The following is an 18,449-nucleotide window of genomic DNA, read 5'->3' as shown; positions in this document are numbered from 1 at the left end:
GTATATAATTCTGGAAAAGGGGGAGATGAATTGGAGCTGAAGGTATATAAGGACATCACTGCATTTTATTCAGATACAAAAGAGTTTTACCTGAAAGAGGAGGTTGAGAATAACCTTCCGTATGGCCTTCTTAAAAGGCTCATGGCAGAAAGGGGCTCTGAAATTCCGTTTATGGCAGCAGCTATAGCAGCCGGAGGAATCAGAATCGCCTATCTCATGACACCGCCTCATAATTTGATTATTACAGCTGCAAAGGGAGTCCGGGATGAAGAAATTCTCCGTTCTGCAGATCTGCTGCTGGCTGAAAATATAGAACTTCCCGGTGTTATCGGTGAAAAGGAAGCCGCACGGAGGTTTGGAGAGCACTGGTCGAAACGCACTGGAAGGCCGCTTTCTTTAATAATGGATCAAAGGATTTATGTTCTTGAAAAATTAAATTCTATAAAACTGCCTGAAGGGAGGCTCATCGAGGCAGGGCCGGCCCAAAGAGATCTTTTATATCAATGGGTCAAGGAATTCTGCTCGGAGACGGGTGTTTTATTCGAAGAAGAACGAATCAGGGAAATGATCTCCAGGACAGTGACCTTCCTTTGGGAGGATGAGAATGGAAACCCTGTATCCATGGCAAGGGAAGGCCGAAGAACAGAGTCGGGAGCAGTGGTGACCCTGGTCTATACACCCAAGGAACTCAGGAGCCGGGGATTTGCAGGGGCCGTGGTGAGCGGCATCAGCGGAAAAATCCTTGAAGACCGGAAGTACTGCTGCCTATATACGGATCTCAGCAATCCGGTTTCCAATGGTTTATATATTAAAATAGGGTATCGGCCGGTTTGTGATTCTGTATCACTGAAGTTTTCTTAAAGTATTGAAGTATAATAGCTGTCAGTTTCAGGCTGTAATATATAACAGATTAACCCCAAAGCGAGAAATCAACAAGATTTCCGCTTTGTTTTTTTAATGTTCAGAAAATAACGAAAATACCAGATGGTATAATGCTTAAATTAAAAAGACTTTAATACTTTTTCCTTTGAATATGTGTGTCGAAAGGTGTAAAATACCCTTGTAAACGTTTTATCCTTCGAATTTTAAGAATAATTACTTATTCAATTACTATTGTTATATAACTTAATAAGAGCATTTTAGTAGAACGAATGAAGAGTATCAATTCTTTAAGGGATATTGCGCATGAAAATAACTTAATGGAATGGTTGGGGGTTTGAAAATGACCAACATAAAATCAGCGGACCTGAATCCCTGGAAAGGTCTCTCAGGGCCGAACCTTGGCTATGTACTGGAGCAATATGACCTTTTCCTTGAAGATTCCCAGTCTGTCGGCTCAGATCTAAAAGAATTATTTGAAACATGGGGCTCCCCGGAAGCGGCGGTGCCAGCCGCGGGTCAGCCGGCTGTAAAGCAGGAGTCGTATGGCGTTCCGCTGAGTGCGGATATGATGAAAAAGGTGATGTCTGCGGTCCAATTGGCGGAAAACATCCGTGCCTATGGACATCTTGCAGCAAATATCTATCCTTTGAATGAAGTTCCAAAGGAAAATGACGTGATCAGCATTTCCAGCTATGACCTGACCAAGGCAGACCTGATGGGCATCCCGGCGGAACTGATCAGCCCGTACCTTCCTGAGAACATCAAGGACGGCTATGAGGCGATTAAATACTTAAAGGAATCCTATTCCAAAACAATAGCCTTCCAATTCAATCATGTTAATGATCTTGAAGAAAAATACTGGCTGAATGAAATGGTTGAGTCCGGCCGGATCTTCCGCGACCTTAACAGTGATGAAAAAATCGGCCTTTTCAAAAGACTTAGTGAAGTAGAAGGATTTGAAAAGTTCCTGCACAAGACCTTCGTCGGGCAGAAGCGCTTCTCCATCGAAGGACTTGATACTCTGGTTCCTGTCCTAGATGAGGTCATTTCAGAAGCAGTCCAGAGCGGGACAGGGAGCATCAATATCGCCATGGCTCACCGAGGCAGGCTGAGCGTTCTGGCCCATGTGCTCAGAAAGCCATATGAAGTCATCTTTTCTGAATTCCAGCATGCTCCTAACAAGGAACTGGTTCCATCTGAAGGCTCCATTGGAATCAACTTCGGCTGGACGGGGGATGTGAAATATCATCTGGGTGCAAACCGGCAGATTAAGGATGAAAGCACAGTAAAAGCCCGTATCACGCTGGCCAACAATCCGAGCCATCTTGAATTCGTGGGTTCTATTGTGGAAGGTTTCACAAGGGCTGCGCAGGATGACAGGACCGAGGCAGGATATCCGGATCAGGATGACGAAAAGTCTCTGGCCATCATCATTCATGGCGATGCTGCCTTCCCTGGTGAAGGAATCGTGGCAGAAACACTGAACCTCAGCGGCCTGAAAGGGTATAAAACCGGCGGGACGGTCCATATCATTACAAATAATATGATAGGATTCACCACTGAGAGTGAAGACTCCCGCTCCACAAAATACGCAAGCGACCTGGCCAAAGGATTTGAAGTTCCGATTGTTCATGTAAATGCAGATGATCCAGAAGCCTGCATCGCTGCTGTGGAGCTCGCCTATCAATATCGCAGGAAATTTAAAAAGGATTTCTTGATTGATTTGATCGGATATAGAAGATTTGGACATAACGAGATGGATGAACCACTGGTCACGAATCCACAAATGTACAACCTGATCCATAAACATCCGACAATTACCGAGCTGTATTCCAAGAGGCTGATGGATACAGGCGTACTTGACGGACAGAAGGTTCAGGAGATTAAAACGGGTGTAGAAAACAGGCTGAAGGAAGCATACAGTAAGGTTGATACAAAGAACAAAAAAGAAACACCAGAAGACCTGGTGCCTCCTGATACCGTGGAAAACGGGCTTCCGAAAATACCGACTGCCGTGCCGCTGAAGAAATTGCAGCAGATCAACGATGAGCTCGTGCAGTGGCCAAAAGACTTTAAGATCATGAAAAAGCTTGAGAAAATCCTGTCAAGACGCCTGGATGCTTTCAAGGAAAACGGCAAGGTGGATTGGGCTCAGGCCGAAACCCTTGCATTCGCAAGCATTCTTGCTGACGGCACACCCATCCGCCTTACCGGGCAGGATTCAGAACGAGGAACCTTTGCCCATCGTCACCTGGTGCTGCATGATTATGAAAACGGGAAGAAGCATTCACCGCTCCATACGCTCAGCATGGTGAATTCGTCCTTTGCCATCCATAACAGCCCGCTGACAGAAACGGCAGTGCTCGGATTTGAATATGGCTACAACATCTATTCTCCAGAAACCCTGGTTCTCTGGGAAGCGCAGTATGGAGACTTTGCCAATGTGGCCCAGGTTGTTTTTGACCAGTTTATATCGGCAGGCAGGGCTAAATGGGGACAAAAATCCGGCTTGGTCATGCTCCTTCCGCACGGGTATGAAGGTCAGGGTCCTGAACACTCCAGCGGAAGGCTTGAGAGGTTCCTGCAATTGGCCGCAGAAAATAACTGGACAGTTGCCAATCTATCCACAGCCGCTCAATATTTCCATATCTTAAGGAGGCAGGCTGCCATCCTTAAAATGGAAGAAGTAAGGCCGCTTGTGATCATGGCACCAAAGAGCCTTCTTAGAAATCCGCTGACATCATCCAATCCGGCTGAGTTCTCTGAGGGTGAATTCAAGTCCTTCATGGAAGAGCCGCTGCTTGGAAAGAATGCTGACGCAGTTGAACGCATCGTCTTCAGCACAGGGAAAATGGCCATCGACCTTTCAGACAGCGTGAAAGGGAAAGAAGATACTGACTGGCTTCATATCATCAGGCTGGAAGAGATCTATCCATTCCCATTCGAGGAAATCCAAAAGTTCCTGTCAAGCTTTAAAAATCTCAAGGAAATATACTGGACACAGGAAGAACCGAAGAACATGGGAGCCTGGAGCTTTGTCGAGCCGCGTCTCGCCACTGCCGCACCCGATAATGTGAAGGTACAGTATGTGGGCCGTAAAAGGCGTTCAAGCCCGGCTGAGGGAGATCCGAATGTCCATAAGAAGGAACAGCAGAGAATCATCGATACTACGTTAACTCGCAATTAAAAAGGGGAGAGTACTCATGGCCGAAATTATTGTACCAGAATTAGCAGAATCAATCTCAGAGGGAACGATTGCCCAGTGGCTGAAGCAGCCGGGCGATCAAGTCCAAAAGGGAGAATACATCGTAGAACTGGAAACAGATAAAGTCAATGTTGAGATTATATCTGATTATGATGGAGTGCTGTCCAAGCAGCTTTTTGAAGAAGGGGACACTGTAAAAGTAGGGGAAGCAATAGCAGTGGTCGGAGAAGGTGCAGAAGGTTCCGGCACTTCAGCGCCGGCTTCTTCTGCAGAGGCACCAGCAGAACAAAACACAGAGCCTGAGGCAGTCATCCAGGATAAAGTGAATTCCGGAGAGGCACAGCCAGCGCCAAAACCGCATAAATCCATTGCATCTCCAGCGGCGAGAAAGCTTGCACGTGAAAAAGGGATCAGCCTTGATACGGTCCCTACTCCAGATCCGCTTGGCAGGGTCCGCGTTCAGGATGTAGCATCATTCGATGGCCGCAAGGCAGAGCCCGCCCGTCCGGAAGCACCTGCACCAAAGGCGGCCGCACCACAGCAGGCAGCTGAAAACCCAGCCAAGCCGGTGGAACGCCAAAAAATGTCACGCAGACGCCAGACGATTGCAAAAAGGCTGGTAGAAGTACAGCACACAGCTGCTATGCTGACAACCTTCAATGAAGTAGACATGACGGCCATCATGAACCTGCGCAATAAAAGAAAAGATGCTTTTTTAAAGAATAATGATGTTAAGCTTGGCTTCATGAGCTTCTTCACAAAAGCAGTGGTGGGAGCACTTAAAAAGTTTCCACTGCTGAATGCTGAGATCCAGGGCGATGAATTAGTCATCAAAAAGTTCTATGATATCGGCATTGCCGTATCTGCTGAAGATGGACTTGTCGTGCCAGTCGTACGTGATGCTGACAAGATGACTTTTGCGGATATTGAAAAAGAAATCGGTGCACTAGCCAATAAAGCTAGATCTAAAAAGCTCGCTGTTTCTGATTTAACAGGTGGAACTTTTACAATTACAAATGGCGGCACTTTCGGTTCCCTTCTTTCTACACCGATCTTGAACTCTCCTCAGGTCGGAATTCTGGGAATGCACAAAATCCAGGTTCGTCCTGTCGCAATCGACGATGAAAGAATGGAAAACCGTCCAATGATGTATCTTGCGTTATCATATGACCACCGCATAGTTGACGGAAAGGAAGCAGTAAGCTTCCTGGTTAAGGTCAAAGAACTCCTTGAGGACCCAGAAGCTTTATTGCTTGAAGGCTGATTTGACTTATAGGTTCCAATAAACTTATGGCAGGCCCAAAACCGCTTACTTCAGCGTTTGGGACCTGCCCTTTTTTAATGGCAAAGTTTCAGGCAGCAGAGATTAATAGATTGCTTCACTAGTGAATATCTGGAATTCGTCCGGATTTATCTGGAATTTCCTTGATTCAACGATGCCTGTAAGAGATAATGGTATAAAATTTGGAAAATTTTTATAAATGAAAAGGCAGGTTAGGTTTATGACGAAACTTTCAGATATTAAGGCGAATATTGAAAAGGTTTTGGTGGGAAAAGGAGAAGTGATTGATTTAATTCTTCAGGCACTTCTGGCCAACGGGCATGTTCTCCTGGAAGATGTGCCGGGTACAGGAAAGACAGTTCTTGCAAAGTCCACTGCCAAAAGTATTGGAGGCATCTTTTCAAGAATACAATTTACGCCTGATGTACTTCCTGGCGATATCACCGGACTCGAGTTCTTCAACCCGTCTGTCAGCCAGTTTGAAACAAGAATCGGGCCGGTCTATTCCAATATACTGCTGGCAGATGAAATCAACAGGGCGATGCCGAGGACTCAGTCCAGTCTTTTAGAGGCAATGGAGGAGCGGCAGATCACCATAGAAAAGAACACTTTGCCGCTGCCAAAACCGTTTATAGTTATTGCTACCCAGAACCCTGTTGAATCTCACGGCACTTTTCCGCTGCCAGAGGCGCAGCTTGACCGCTTCTTGATGTGTATATCCATGGGTTATCCTTCCTTTGACGATGAAAAAATGATTATGAGGAAATTCAGGACAAACCAGCCCCTGGACAGCCTCGAGCCTTGTATTGGGATAAATGAGCTGCTCGAGCTGCAGGAAATCACAAAAAATGTACATCTTTCTGAAGCGGTTGAGGACTATCTTCTTAAGCTTGTAACCGCTACCCGGTCACATGAATGGATTTCACAGGGACTGAGCCCCCGTGCAACCCTTGGGTTCATGCGATGTGCGCAGGCAAGGGCCGTTATTCTTGGCAGGGATTATTGTACACCGGATGATGTTCACTTTACCTTCCCTTATGTAGCGGCGCACAGGCTGACCTTGACCATGGACGGCTCGATCCGGACTACACCTAAGGAATTGATTGAAGAAATTCTAAAAGAAGTGGATGTGCCCGTGGAGATTGCAAGATGAAGCAGAAGCCCATCATAGAACATGTCTACCTGTTTGAATCAGGAGCAGTGATGACAACAGTTCCGCTGGCGATTTTCTGTGCCCTGTACTTTCCTTTACAATGGCTGCTTTTTTTGTTTTCACTCTACTATGTTTTGGTGCTCCTTCTGAAATATTATAATTCATATGTATTGGATAAAGTCCATTTCAACGATGAATCAAAGAAAATACGGATGTTTCCCGGCGAACGGGCGAAACTTGGATTCACTATTTCCAATAGAGGGAAACTTCCCATCCCCCAGGCCAAGATCAATTTCACACTGAGCAGGAGCCTGGTGCTGAATGACGGCAAAGAAGGCGGGGAGCTTAATCATCTGTCGCAATACCTGTCTGTGCCGCCAGGAAAGTCGGTCAGCTGGGACCTGGAAGTTACTGCCCTTCATAGAGGAATATACTATATTCAGGATGCAGAAGTGATACTCTATGACTTATTCAATCTATCAAGCATCCATTACCCGCCTGTCCACCGCCTCGGGCAGGAGCTTCTTGTTTATCCTGAGATTAAACCTGTAGCCGGCATAGAAGAAATCAACAAAATTACCCAGGGGAACGCCGCCGCCTCATTTTCCCTGTATAAGGATGAACTTTCGATTGCAGGTGTGAAAAAATATGAGGCGGAGGGATTCCGGCAGATCCATTGGAAGGCAAGCGCCCGCAGCGGAGAATTGATCTCCAAGAAATATCAGCCTGTTATACAGGAGGGGTTTACACTCTGTCTGTATCTTTCTGCACCGGGGTCCTTCCACTTCCATGCAAATATGGAGAATCTTATTTCTTATACGGCCTTTTTGTGTAAATTTCTCAGCGGCAAAAAAATCCCTTATGAGCTGTTCATTAACATAAGCTCCCAGGGCGAACCCAAACAGATCCATTTGAATGAAGGCAGCCGCCATTTTCTTCATTGTATGGAGACGCTGGCCATGATAAGCGAAGAGGGGCAGCTGCTGACTCAGGAGTACTTCAATCAATTTGTGTCGTCAAAAAGGGCTTCTGATAACATAACCATATGGATCGGCGAGCATTCTGCCAACAGGCAGGGCGGCAATGTCAGGACAGTGACGAAGGATGGATTATTGATAGGAGGGGGAAAATATGCTCTCTCTGCTGTTTGATTTTATTATTCACTTTGTATTATTCCTGGTGCTGGCCAAAGGTCATGCCTTTTACTTCACAGCTGGTTTCTCAGTGTATTACGCTCTCATGTACTTTCGCCTCAAACGGCTGCCCCGGCTCTCTGTATTTATAGCTTTCCTGGGAGGGGCACTCCTGTTACGGCAGCAGCTGCCAGAACTTAGGGAATGGTGCTTTCTTGCAGCATTATCGCTTTTTCATGTGTTCAGCAGCAGCAGGACGAAACACCTTGGCATGATCCGGGTAGGGGGAATTCTTGCGGCTGCGGCAGCAGGATTCTTGTGTATCTGGCTGTGGCCGATCGCTGCAGGAATCATTATGTTTCTTGTAAACGGGGCGGCGTATCTGATTGCCAATTTGATAGCCAGGCCGCTGATGTTCCTCTTTAACCTGTTTTCAGGGGGGAGTGAACGGGACCGTTCAGAGCGTCTGCAGGCAATCCAGGCAAAGATGCCCAAATATCAGCAGGATCTTGCCGACTCTGCAGATGGAACCCTATGGACGTATATTATTTTCATCACTCTGGGTGCTGCCATCTTTATATTCCTTTACCTTCAGTATAAGAAAAAGAAAAAAAACGGAACCGGCCCTCTTGAAAGCAGGAAGACCATTGTTGGAAGCAATGGGATAAACATAAGGGTGCCCGGGACTTCAGGATGGAAGAGACCTCCGAAGGACTCAATCCGAAAAATTGTTTACTCCTTTGAAAAGAAACAGACAGGAAGGTACGGAAGGATGAGCGGGGAAACGTTTGCTTCGTGGGTATCCCGGTTAAGCAAGGATTGCTCTGAGAAAGTTGACACTGAATTCATTATTGCCACCTACAGTCAGACCAGGTACAATGACAGCCCGGCGGGCACCCGGGATGCCAGGCTGTTTAAACAGGAGATGAACAAATTGGCTTGCTTAAAAGAAAAATTAAATTGAAAATGACTGTTCCTTTCCGGTTAAGGGTACAACTGTACCGAGGAGGGAAAACGATGCTGAAAAAGGTAACGATCCAGACTTCGAAGCGGGATGAAATGATTGATATCACGGATGAAATCAGGGGGATAATTTCAGGGGAGATAAACGCGGGAGCCGTGCTCGTCTATTGCCCGCATACCACTGCAGGCATAACCATCAATGAAAATGCGGATCCGGACGTGAAGACAGACCTCATCCGGAGACTTGATGAGGTGTTTCCATGGAATCATGCCCTGGACCGCCACCTCGAAGGCAATACGGCCGCACATTTAAAAGCCTGCACTGTCGGAAGCTCACAGCATCTCATAATAGCTGATGGAGAACTGCTGCTAGGGACATGGCAGGGAGTTTATTTCTGCGAATGGGACGGGCCAAGGACCAGGGAATTTTTTGTGAAGCTGATTCCGTCTCCATAAGGCTTTCTTTTTCTTTATATCGGTATATTTAATGTGGGGGCAGCTGGCAGCTGCTCCTTTTTCTTTAATTCTTGTCGTATTTCATTTGTGAGGACTCCATCCTCAATGTGATCAGCTATTTCAGCCAATAATTCAATATCATTGAAGGAGTATTTCCGCATGCCTGATTTTGATCGTGCAGGAAAAATGAGCCTGCGCTCTTCATAATATCTGATTTTTCGTTCAGATAAACCGGTCAGCTCACTGACAGTGCCAATGGAAATTACTTTCTTATCCTTGAAATCATTCCATCCCACATTGCTCACCCGCTATTCTCCTATATGTAGGCTTAGTTGTAATAAGCGTAAAAGAGACTGGGACATATATCAATAAAAATAGAAATACAATATTCTACATAATTCGAGTTTTTTAAAAAAGTATGTAAGAAAGTCTGACATACTTGCTGTAAAGACAAGCGGTACTATTTATACTAAAAAAAAGTTTTGATAAGACAAGAGACTTTGGAAAGGAGTACTTTTGGACTAAAAAAACTGAATATTTAGACAAATAATAGGGGGAAATTTAATGAATGTAAAAAAGCCATTGTCCATTTTATTGACAGCTTCTCTTGCTTTTGGAATCCTTTCGGGATGCGGTAAGGACAATCCAACATCTGGGGATGGCGGAAGCAGCAAAGGCCTGAAGGTAATCAAGATCGCTACTCAGACTCCGCTCTCTGGCGGAAGCGCAACGCTGGGTGAAGCCATTAAGCTTGGTGCACAGCTCCGGCTCGATGAGCAAAAGGAAAAATTCAAGGAGCTGGGCTTCGAACTAAAGCTGCAGCCATATGATGATCAGGGTGACCCGAAAAAGGGTGTAGCCAACGCACAATTGATAGGTTCCGATAAACAGATCATGGGGATTGTAGGTCACCTTAATTCCGGCGTAGCCATCCCATCTTCGGAAATCTATGAAAAATATAAAATTCCAATGGTATCTCCTTCCAATACCGCGACTGATGTGACCGACCGGAACCTTAAGTCAGTAAACAGGATTTGTGGAAGGGATGATTACCAGGGTCCTGCCGGTGCCGAATATGCCACAGGAAAGCTTGGAGCAAAGAAAGTCTTTATTATCCAGGATAAAACTGCTTACGGGACAGGACTTGCTGATGCCTTCAAGAAATCAGTCGAGGAGAAAGGCGCAAAAGTGGTTGGGTATGAGGGAATCACAGTTGGTGAAAAAGATTTCAACGGCGTCGTGAACCAGGTTCTTTCCAAAAAACCTGATCTTGTATTCTTCGGCGGGCTTTACTCAGAAGGCGGACTGATTATTAAACAGGCGAGGGAAAAAGGAATTGATGTACCATTCATGGGCGGAGACGGCCTGGACTCTTCCACACTTGTAGAAATCGCCGGGAAAGCTGTGAGCAATGTGTTCATCACATCAGTTGCCGGTGATACAGAGGGAACGGACAACGGCAAAAAGTTTGCTGCTGACTATAAGGCAAAATTCAACAAGCCGACAGAATCTTATTCCGTTTATGGCTATGACTCTATGGGAGTAGTTCTTAAAGGGCTGGAAGATGCGATCACTGCAAATGGCAAAAAGATGCCGACACGTGAACAGGTCATGAACGCAGTAAGGTCTGTAAAGGACTTCCAGGGAGCTGTCACCAAGGTAAGCTTTGATTCAAAAGGCGATAATGACTTTGCTAAATTCTTCGTATATAAATTCGATGGTGCGGAATACCCGCCTGCATTCGAGGCTGAAATTCCAAAGAAATAAATAGCTGCTGGAGAGGGCAGGCGGGTCCTGCCCTTTCTCATATTATACAGGAGAGTGATTAGGGCAGATGCTGAACGATATTTTGCAATCCATCCCGCAGGTATTAATAGATGGAATTACGCTCGGGACTGTATATGCAGTCATAGCACTCGGATATACCATGGTTTATGGAATCCTGGAACTGATTAATTTTGCACATGGTGAAATCTTTATGACGGGAGCCTTTATCGGCACCACCCTGCTGATTATATTTACAGGGATTGGATGGGTCTCCGCCCTTCCCGCTATTGTCATGCTGATAACCGTCTTGCTTCTTACGGCCATTCTAACCGGGCTTCTCGGTATGGGGATTGAAAGAGTGGCATACCGGCCGCTCCGCAATGCACCCAAACTGATTCCGCTTATTACAGCAATCGGCATTTCCTTTTTGCTTCAGGATCTGATCCGATTTATTGCGGAAGTGAAAAAAGGAAATTATATCGTAACTGGACCGAGTCTTTTTACAAATCAGATCAAAATCAATGCCTCATCTATTTCATCCATATTCAATGACGCATCCATAAAGGGATCTTTTATTATCGTTCTCGTAACGGCAGTTATCATGATGGTGTTCCTTGACTTCTTCGTCAATAAGACAAAATGGGGCATGGCCATGAGGGCGGTTGCCCAGGACAGGGAAACCGCATCGCTTATGTCGGTTAATGTCAACAAAGTAATCTCACTGACGTTCTTTATTGGTTCAGCACTCGGTGGGGCGACAGGCGTTCTCTTTGCAGTACAATATGGAACCATCGATCCCTACATCGGATTTATCCTTGGATTGAAGGCATTTACAGCAGCGGTGCTGGGGGGGATTGGCAATATCCGGGGAGCCATGCTTGGGGGCCTCCTGCTCGGGGTCATGGAGATGTTCGCTTCTGCTAATCTGACACTTCTTACATCGGGTGTTTTTGGAGCGGAGTATAAGGATGTATTTGCGTTTGCCATTTTAATCATAGTGTTGATCTTCAAGCCGGAAGGCTTATTAGGGAAACCTGTGGCAGAGAAAGTGTAGGTGAGCCAGCATGAAAAAATTATGGAATTCATATTCAGAAAATAAATGGTTTCAGGGCGTATTCCTTTTGGCTTTCGTATCTGTTACAACAGTAAGTTTGTACCTGGCGCAGAAATCCGTGACGGCATTCCTTTTGCTTCTGTCTTCCTTACTGCTCCTGTACTTTACTAAGTTTCCAAACTGGGCAAAATGGCTGGCGGCCGGAGTGATCCTGGTAATATTGCTGCCACTGGCTGCCAGGGGCGGGGATGCATATGAGTCTTATATGGAAGTGGCCTGCCTGGTGGGAATTTATATCGCCATGGCACTAGGGCTCAATATAGTAGTCGGGATGGCAGGGCTTCTGGATTTGGGCTTTGTAGCATTTTTTGCAGTAGGAGCCTATACATATGGGATTTTTGCCACGGGCCAGGCGGCCAATTTCATGCCGTTCGGCACTTTCCCGCTCGCAGGAGAAAGCTTCTGGCTGTTCATCGTAATTGGATGCCTGGCCGCAGCCTTATTCGGCATCCTGCTCGGAATTCCTGTCCTGAGGGTAAAAGGCGATTATCTGGCAATAGTGACCCTGGGCTTCGGGGAAATAATCCGCATTATTTTTAATAACCTGGACAAGCCGCTCAACATTACTAATGGCGCCATGGGAATTGCTTCCATCACGCCGCCAAGGATCTTTGGAATTGATCTTATCTATTCAAGCCAATTTTATTATGTAGTATTGATCATATTGGTGTTCACCATATTCACGGTAAGGCGCTTTGAGCATTCAAAGGTCGGCCGTTCTTGGAAAGCGGTGCGTGAAAATGAGATAGCCGCCCAGGCTATGGGAGTTCCGCTGGTAAGGACTAAATTGATTGCCTTTGCAGTGGGTGCCTCCTTTTCCGGCATGATGGGTGTAATATTTGCTGGAAAGCAGACATTCGTCGATCCCACGAGTTTTACACTCCTGGAATCCATCACCATACTGGTAATGGTGATACTTGGGGGCATGGGCAGTGTGCCTGGTGTTATCCTGGGTGCGGCTGTGATGACTATTCTGAATCTGCAGGTGTTGACTGAGCTTACAAACTGGCTTAATGATCTCAGCCTGTCAGGGGCAGTGAGTATCCCGGATGCCCTTTCGCCATCCAAGATGCAGAGGTTTATCTTTGGTGCACTGTTGATACTGTTTGCATTGTACCGGCCGAAAGGTTTGATACCAGCGCGCAATCCAATTTATAAGAACGATGAATCAGCCTCTCCAAAACTGGCAGGGGTGGATCGTGATCATAAGGCAGAGGCATAGGAGGCTGGAGCATGGGGATATTGGAAGTTTCAGGATTAACCAAAAAATTCGGAGGATTGACCGCTAATCAGGATGTGTCGATGACAATCCCAAAAAACTCGATAACGGCTGTCATCGGTCCAAATGGAGCGGGCAAGACCACTTTCTTTAATATGATCACGGGCGTTTATCAGCCTACATCAGGCAGCATACATCTTGAAGGAGAAGCCATCCATAACATGAAGCCACATGAAGTGTCACGAAAGGGCATTTCAAGGACATTCCAGAATATCCGGCTGTTCAGTGAGATGTCTGTAATAGAAAATGTCCTGGTCGGCATGCATACCCATTTGAAAGCGGGCCTGTTCGGCATCCTGTTCAATCTTCCCAGGGTCAGGAAAGAAGAGAGACAGGCAGAAAGAGAGGCATATCGTCTGCTTGAATATGTAGGCCTTGAATCTTTCATGAACGAAACAGCCAGCAGCCTCAGTTATGGTGCACAGCGCAGGCTAGAGATCGCAAGGGCACTTGCAGCAAAGCCGAAGCTGCTGCTTCTTGACGAGCCGGCGGCGGGGATGAATCCGAAAGAAACGAGGGACCTGACATCCCTCATCAAAAGAATCAGGGATGAATTTAATCTAACCGTGGTACTGATCGAGCATGATATGAAGCTCGTTATGGAAATATCTGAACACATATACGTATTGGATCATGGAGTGAAAATCGCCGAGGGACTGCCTGCTGAAATCAGGTCCAACCCAAAGGTGATCGAAGCATATCTCGGGACCGGTGCGGTCCATGCTGGATAAGGGGTGGCAAGGATGCTTGAATTGAAGGAAGTCCAAACATATTATAGCGGCATACAGGCCCTTAAAGGCATCAGCCTGCACGTTCAGCAGGGTGAAATCGTGACATTGATCGGCAGCAATGGAGCCGGGAAGTCAACTGCCCTTAAATCAATCAGCGGGCTTGTCAAAGTACAGGGCGGTGAGATTTCGTATAAAGGCGAAAATATAACCAAGACCCTGGCACATGATACTGCTTTGAAGGGCATAGCCCATGTGCCTGAAGGCCGAAAAATTTTTCCCCGGCTGACTGTAAGGGAAAACCTCTTAATGGGAGCTTTCTCAGTCAAAGATAAACAGGTTATAGAAGAAAGAATGGAAAGGGTCTTTAAGTACTTTCCAAAATTAAAGGACCGGGTGCAGCAGAAAGGAGGCACCATGAGCGGAGGCGAACAGCAGATGCTTGCGATAGGACGGGCCTTAATGATGAAGCCCCAGCTGCTCATGCTGGATGAACCGTCGATGGGACTGGCCCCCATCATCGTCGAACAAATATTTGAAATCATCCAGGATCTCAACAGAGAAGGAATCACCATCCTGCTTGTTGAACAAAATGCCTTCCAGGCACTTCAAATCGCTCATCGCGGCTATGTGATCCAAACAGGTGCAATCAAGCTTGAAGGATACGGCAAGGATTTGATCAGCAATGACGAAGTGAGAGAAGCATATCTGGCTTAGCGCTAAAAACCTGCCCTTTAGCAGGTTTTTATTTTGGAGTGGGAAGAGCATGGTGATAGTGTAAGGGGCAGTACATACCGAAATAAGGCACGAATCACCCCTGCAGCCTGCTTTAGCTGTTAAAGAAAGTTATTCCTCCGCTGCCATGGAAAATACTTAACCTATTCAGGCTGTGTAAAGCATGTTAGGCTGTATAGGTGTTTTTCAAAGGAGGAAAAGCGATGACATTTATAAAATTTTTAATTCCGCTTGCCTTGATTTTATCACTGAAGGCGCCTGCTCCTCTACAGGCTGAAAAAGCAGAGTCACCATTAAACAAGGAACAGCCTGTACTGGAAAAATCACCTGCAGATGGCATGTTATATAAAGTCAAGAACAATGAAAATATAGAAGAAATTGCGAAAAAGGAGGGAGTTCCGCTTACTCCTTTAAAGAAAAAATATAAAGAAGTACAGCGGGGTCAAAAGATTGTTCTACCAAAAACCTACACTCAAAGCGAGAAAGACCTGCTGGCCCGGCTTGTCAATGCTGAAGCCAAGGGTGAGCCTTACAAAGGAAAACTTGCGGTCGCGAATGTAGTGCTGAACCGCACAAAGCATAAGGCTTTTCCCGCGACGGTAAAGGGAGTCATCCTAGAAAAGAAACAATTCACTCCAGTAGCAAATGGAGAAATCAATAAGCCGGCCAGCGCTGAGGCCAAAAAAGCCGCCAATGAGGCTATTGCCCTGCAGGGGACAGGAAAGATTCCAGCAGAAGAATCTATTTATTTCTATAATCCCGACCTGACAGACAGTAAGTGGATGCGCACCCTTACCGTTGTAAACAAAATTGGACAGCATACATTTGCTAAATAAGGAACTGCTGAAAGCACCGGGTATCCGGTGTTTCTTTTTATGGAGAGACCTTTTTTCCTGCATTAATATGGCATTGTGTTAGAATGATAAATACAGGATATGGATCAAAAAAAGAGGGGGCGCATAAATGGCCGGGACACATACGTATTCAAAAAAAGAAGAGCTTGTTAATGCCATTACCCACGGCATAGGTGTATGCTTGAGCATTGCTGCTTTGGTTTTCCTCATCACATCCTCCGCAAGTGAAGGAACTCCGTGGCATGTTGTTTCCTTCATTATATTTGGCGTGACCATGCTGCTTCTATATGTATCTTCGACTTTGGTACATAGCTTTCCACCCGGAAAAGCTAAGGATATATTCGAGATTTTTGATCACTCTGCGATCTATCTTTTCATTGCAGGAACATACACCCCCTTCACATTGATAGTGATCAAGGGTGCACTTGGATGGAGCCTGCTTGGGATTGTCTGGGGAATCGCGGTTGTTGGGGTCATATTCAAGTCATTCTTTGTCAAAAGGTTCCTTTATCTTTCCACCGTTTTATACATAGTTATGGGCTGGCTCATAGTCATTGCCTGGGGTCCGCTCGCTGCATCGCTTCCTGCTGGCGGTCTGCAGCTGCTGGTCGCCGGTGGAATTCTCTATACGATTGGAGCTGTGTTTTATGTGTGGAGAGGATTTCCCTTTCACCATGCAATCTGGCATCTCTTCGTATTAGGCGGCACAGCGGCCCATTTCTTCGCGGTCTTGAAGTATGTTCTGCCAATTGCAATCTGATTGTCATCCTGCCCGGGATTTGGGCAGGTTTTTTTATACAGAATAAAATGCAGCGGTGTAGAGAGGGAAATGGATTTATTTTGAACCAGCCATAGATAAAAGGGGGCCGGTTGGTAACCGGCCCCATTACTTTTCATAGCTGCCGTAAAGCATACCCGGCCTGGATAGAATATCTTGCTTGTCTTCGTCCAAGAAAAATGACGAAACATGTTCTGCCTGGTGCGGAATCAAATCCTGAAATACTGAAGGCGGTTTTTACCATTCCAATCCCCTGACACATTAATTCCCTCTTACATGAGCAAATTATGATTAAGAAATGAGGTTTAAGGATATTAACTAACTAGACACATAAAACATCATTGAGAAACTGGGTGAGTGTATGCTAGGAATTATTTACGCATTGCTGCCTGCTATAGCCTGGGGGAGCCTTGTGCTCGTAAGTGTAAAGCTTGGCGGCAATTCTTACAGCCAGACGCTCGGCATCTCTATCGGAGCGTTTATTTTTTCTGTATTCATATTTATATTTAAGACCCCGGACATTACTCCCTTTATTTTTTTAATTGGTTTTATTTCCGGATTTTTATGGGCAGTCGGCCAATTGAACCAATTGGCAAGTGTTGAATATGTGGGTGTTTCCAAAGCGGTACCCATCTCAACAGGGATGCAGCTTGTGGCTACATCCGCTTTTGGTGTGCTGGTCTTCAATGAATGGAATACCAAGGCAGCCATCATCCTTGGCATTATTTCTTTGGCCCTGATCATTGCAGGGGTCCTTTTAATTTCATCCGGGCAGAAGGAAGAGGATGAAAAAGGCGGAGAACTTAAGCGGGGCATGGTGACACTGTTGATATCAACTGCAGGCTTTGCAGGGTATGTGGTCATCATCAGGTGGTTCAATATAGGCGGCTGGGAGGCCGTACTGCCTCAATCAGTCGGGATGGCATCAGGAGCATTGCTCATGTCGTTCAAACATAGGCCTTTTACAAAGTTTGCAGTTAGAAATATATTAACTGGATTGATGTGGGCAGCCGGCAATCTGGGGCTTCTTCTTGCCATTCCTTTGATAGGCGTGGCAGTCAGCTTTTCCATGTCACAGATGGGCATCATCATTTCCACTCTAGGCGGGATATTCCTGCTTGGCGAGAAAAAGACGAAAAAGCAGCTGGTTTTTGTCATTATCGGCAGTCTGCTGATAATTGCAGGCGGTGTGGTGCTCGGAGTAACCAAAAAATAGGAGGGATTATAGATGTATAAGGATCTAGAAGGCAAGACGGCGCTGATCACAGGCGGAGCGAGCGGTATCGGCAGGGCAGCGGCTGAGCGCCTTGCCGCGGAAGGTGTCAAGGTAGTCATCAATTACCGATCTAAAGATAAGGAAGCAGAGGATTTGGCAGAACAAATCAAGGCTCAAGGCGGCCAGGCTGCTATAATCAAAGGCGATGTTACAAAAGAGGAAGATGTTAAGGAAATGATTCAATTTGCTGTCCGGACATTTGGCAGCCTGGATATTATGATCAATAATGCAGGTATTGAAAATGAAGTTCCTACAGAAGAGCTTTCTCTCGAAGATTGGAATAAAGTGATCAGCGTGAATCTGACTGGCATGTTCCTAGGCAGCAGGGAAGCGATCAAGCATATGCTCCAGCATGATATTAAAGGATCCGTTATCAATATGTCTTCGGTGCATGATCGGATTCCATGGCCGCATTTCACTCATTATGCCGCGAGTAAAGGCGGTGTCAAGATGATGACCGAGACATTGGCGCTTGAATATGCTCCAAAAGGGATACGTGTAAATAATATTTCTCCAGGGGCAATCGATACGCCTATTAATGCCGAAAAGTTCGAAGATCCGAAGGCGAAAGAGGAAGTGATCAGCCTCATTCCGATGGGCTATATCGGAAAACCGGAAGAAATTGCCGCCTGCGCCGCCTGGCTTGCTTCCTCTGAATCAAGCTATGTGACGGGCATAACATTATATGCTGATGGCGGCATGACTAAATATCCGGGCTTTCAGGCTGGTAAAGGATAAAAGAGAAAGGCCTCTCATGGAGAGGCTTTTTTTTGCCTGAAGAAGCTAATGTCGAATAGTTAAAAAAACGGGAGACAATTGGGGAATTTTGGATTATGATGAAGGT

The 18,449-nt window shown here is 46.0% G+C and carries 17 protein-coding genes; 16 read left to right on the top strand and 1 reads right to left on the bottom strand.

The features are described 5' to 3' along the window. Positions 1–30: 30 nt before the first annotated feature. The 7 genes from V1501_RS12985 (at position 31) to V1501_RS12955 (ending at position 9,074) form a co-directional block, all read left to right on the top strand. Positions 31–861 (top strand): GNAT family N-acetyltransferase, encoded by an 831-nt coding sequence (locus tag V1501_RS12985; RefSeq protein WP_409288711.1) that lies wholly within the window; start codon positions 31–33, stop codon positions 859–861. Positions 862–1,222: 361 nt separating this feature from the next. Then, on the top strand, positions 1,223–4,069 hold the full coding sequence (gene sucA, locus V1501_RS12980) for a 2-oxoglutarate dehydrogenase E1 component (protein WP_409288709.1): 2,847 nt from the start codon (positions 1,223–1,225) through the stop codon (positions 4,067–4,069). Positions 4,070–4,085: 16 nt separating this feature from the next. Then, a complete protein-coding gene (gene odhB, locus V1501_RS12975) occupies positions 4,086–5,351 on the top strand; it encodes a 2-oxoglutarate dehydrogenase complex dihydrolipoyllysine-residue succinyltransferase (protein WP_409288707.1) in 1,266 nt (421 codons plus the stop codon). A gap of 217 nt (positions 5,352–5,568) precedes the next feature. After that, positions 5,569–6,522 carry an AAA family ATPase gene (locus tag V1501_RS12970; RefSeq protein WP_409288705.1) on the top strand — a complete coding sequence of 318 codons (954 nt, stop codon included), beginning with the start codon at positions 5,569–5,571 and terminating at the stop codon, positions 6,520–6,522. After that, positions 6,519–7,673 carry a DUF58 domain-containing protein gene (locus tag V1501_RS12965; RefSeq protein ID WP_409288704.1) on the top strand — a complete coding sequence of 385 codons (1,155 nt, stop codon included), beginning with the start codon at positions 6,519–6,521 and terminating at the stop codon, positions 7,671–7,673. Before V1501_RS12970 ends, V1501_RS12965 begins: the two co-directional genes overlap by 4 nt. After that, positions 7,654–8,619, top strand: a complete 966-nt coding sequence (locus V1501_RS12960) for a hypothetical protein (protein WP_409288702.1) — start codon at positions 7,654–7,656, stop codon at positions 8,617–8,619. The genes V1501_RS12965 and V1501_RS12960 overlap by 20 nt, the downstream gene beginning before the upstream one ends. Positions 8,620–8,672: 53 nt before the next feature. Continuing rightward, positions 8,673–9,074 carry a secondary thiamine-phosphate synthase enzyme YjbQ gene (locus V1501_RS12955; protein WP_409288700.1) on the top strand — a complete coding sequence of 134 codons (402 nt, stop codon included), beginning with the start codon at positions 8,673–8,675 and terminating at the stop codon, positions 9,072–9,074. A gap of 14 nt (positions 9,075–9,088) precedes the next feature. On the opposite strand, the gene V1501_RS12950 is transcribed toward V1501_RS12955, so the two are convergent. Further along, on the bottom strand, positions 9,089–9,370 hold the full coding sequence (locus tag V1501_RS12950; protein ID WP_409293348.1) for a MerR family transcriptional regulator: 282 nt from the start codon (positions 9,368–9,370) through the stop codon (positions 9,089–9,091). A 268-nt stretch (positions 9,371–9,638) separates the two neighbouring features. Here V1501_RS12950 and V1501_RS12945 point away from each other — a divergent pair, with 268 nt between their 5' ends. From V1501_RS12945 to V1501_RS12905, 9 genes are all read left to right on the top strand, one after another. Further along, positions 9,639–10,841, top strand: a complete 1,203-nt coding sequence (locus tag V1501_RS12945; RefSeq protein ID WP_409288698.1) for a branched-chain amino acid ABC transporter substrate-binding protein — start codon at positions 9,639–9,641, stop codon at positions 10,839–10,841. A gap of 67 nt (positions 10,842–10,908) precedes the next feature. Further along, positions 10,909–11,895, top strand: coding sequence for a branched-chain amino acid ABC transporter permease (locus V1501_RS12940; protein ID WP_409288696.1), 987 nt, complete (start codon positions 10,909–10,911; stop codon positions 11,893–11,895). A 10-nt stretch (positions 11,896–11,905) separates the two neighbouring features. Then, entirely contained in the window at positions 11,906–13,177 is a 1,272-nt protein-coding gene (locus tag V1501_RS12935) for a branched-chain amino acid ABC transporter permease (protein WP_409288694.1), read from the top strand. A gap of 11 nt (positions 13,178–13,188) precedes the next feature. Continuing rightward, positions 13,189–13,965: an ABC transporter ATP-binding protein gene (locus tag V1501_RS12930; protein ID WP_409288692.1), complete on the top strand. Its 777-nt coding sequence runs from the start codon at positions 13,189–13,191 to the stop codon at positions 13,963–13,965. Positions 13,966–13,977: 12 nt separating this feature from the next. After that, positions 13,978–14,679: an ABC transporter ATP-binding protein gene (locus V1501_RS12925; protein ID WP_409288691.1), complete on the top strand. Its 702-nt coding sequence runs from the start codon at positions 13,978–13,980 to the stop codon at positions 14,677–14,679. A gap of 221 nt (positions 14,680–14,900) precedes the next feature. Beyond that, positions 14,901–15,533, top strand: a complete 633-nt coding sequence (locus V1501_RS12920; protein ID WP_409288689.1) for a cell wall hydrolase — start codon at positions 14,901–14,903, stop codon at positions 15,531–15,533. A 127-nt stretch (positions 15,534–15,660) separates the two neighbouring features. After that, on the top strand, positions 15,661–16,311 hold the full coding sequence (trhA, locus tag V1501_RS12915) for a PAQR family membrane homeostasis protein TrhA (protein WP_409288688.1): 651 nt from the start codon (positions 15,661–15,663) through the stop codon (positions 16,309–16,311). A 379-nt stretch (positions 16,312–16,690) separates the two neighbouring features. Next, complete coding sequence (locus tag V1501_RS12910; protein ID WP_409288686.1) at positions 16,691–17,545, top strand: GRP family sugar transporter; 855 nt, start codon at positions 16,691–16,693, stop codon at positions 17,543–17,545. Between the two features lie 12 nt (positions 17,546–17,557). Further along, positions 17,558–18,343 (top strand): glucose-1-dehydrogenase, encoded by a 786-nt coding sequence (locus V1501_RS12905; protein ID WP_409288685.1) that lies wholly within the window; start codon positions 17,558–17,560, stop codon positions 18,341–18,343. The last annotated feature ends 106 nt before the right edge of the window (positions 18,344–18,449 follow it).

Origin of the sequence: Paraperibacillus esterisolvens (assembly GCF_046237625.1) — a bacterium.
Classification (GTDB): Bacteria; Bacillota; Bacilli; order Bacillales; family DSM-1321; genus Paraperibacillus; species Paraperibacillus esterisolvens.
This window is presented reverse-complemented; position numbering and strand designations above follow the sequence as displayed.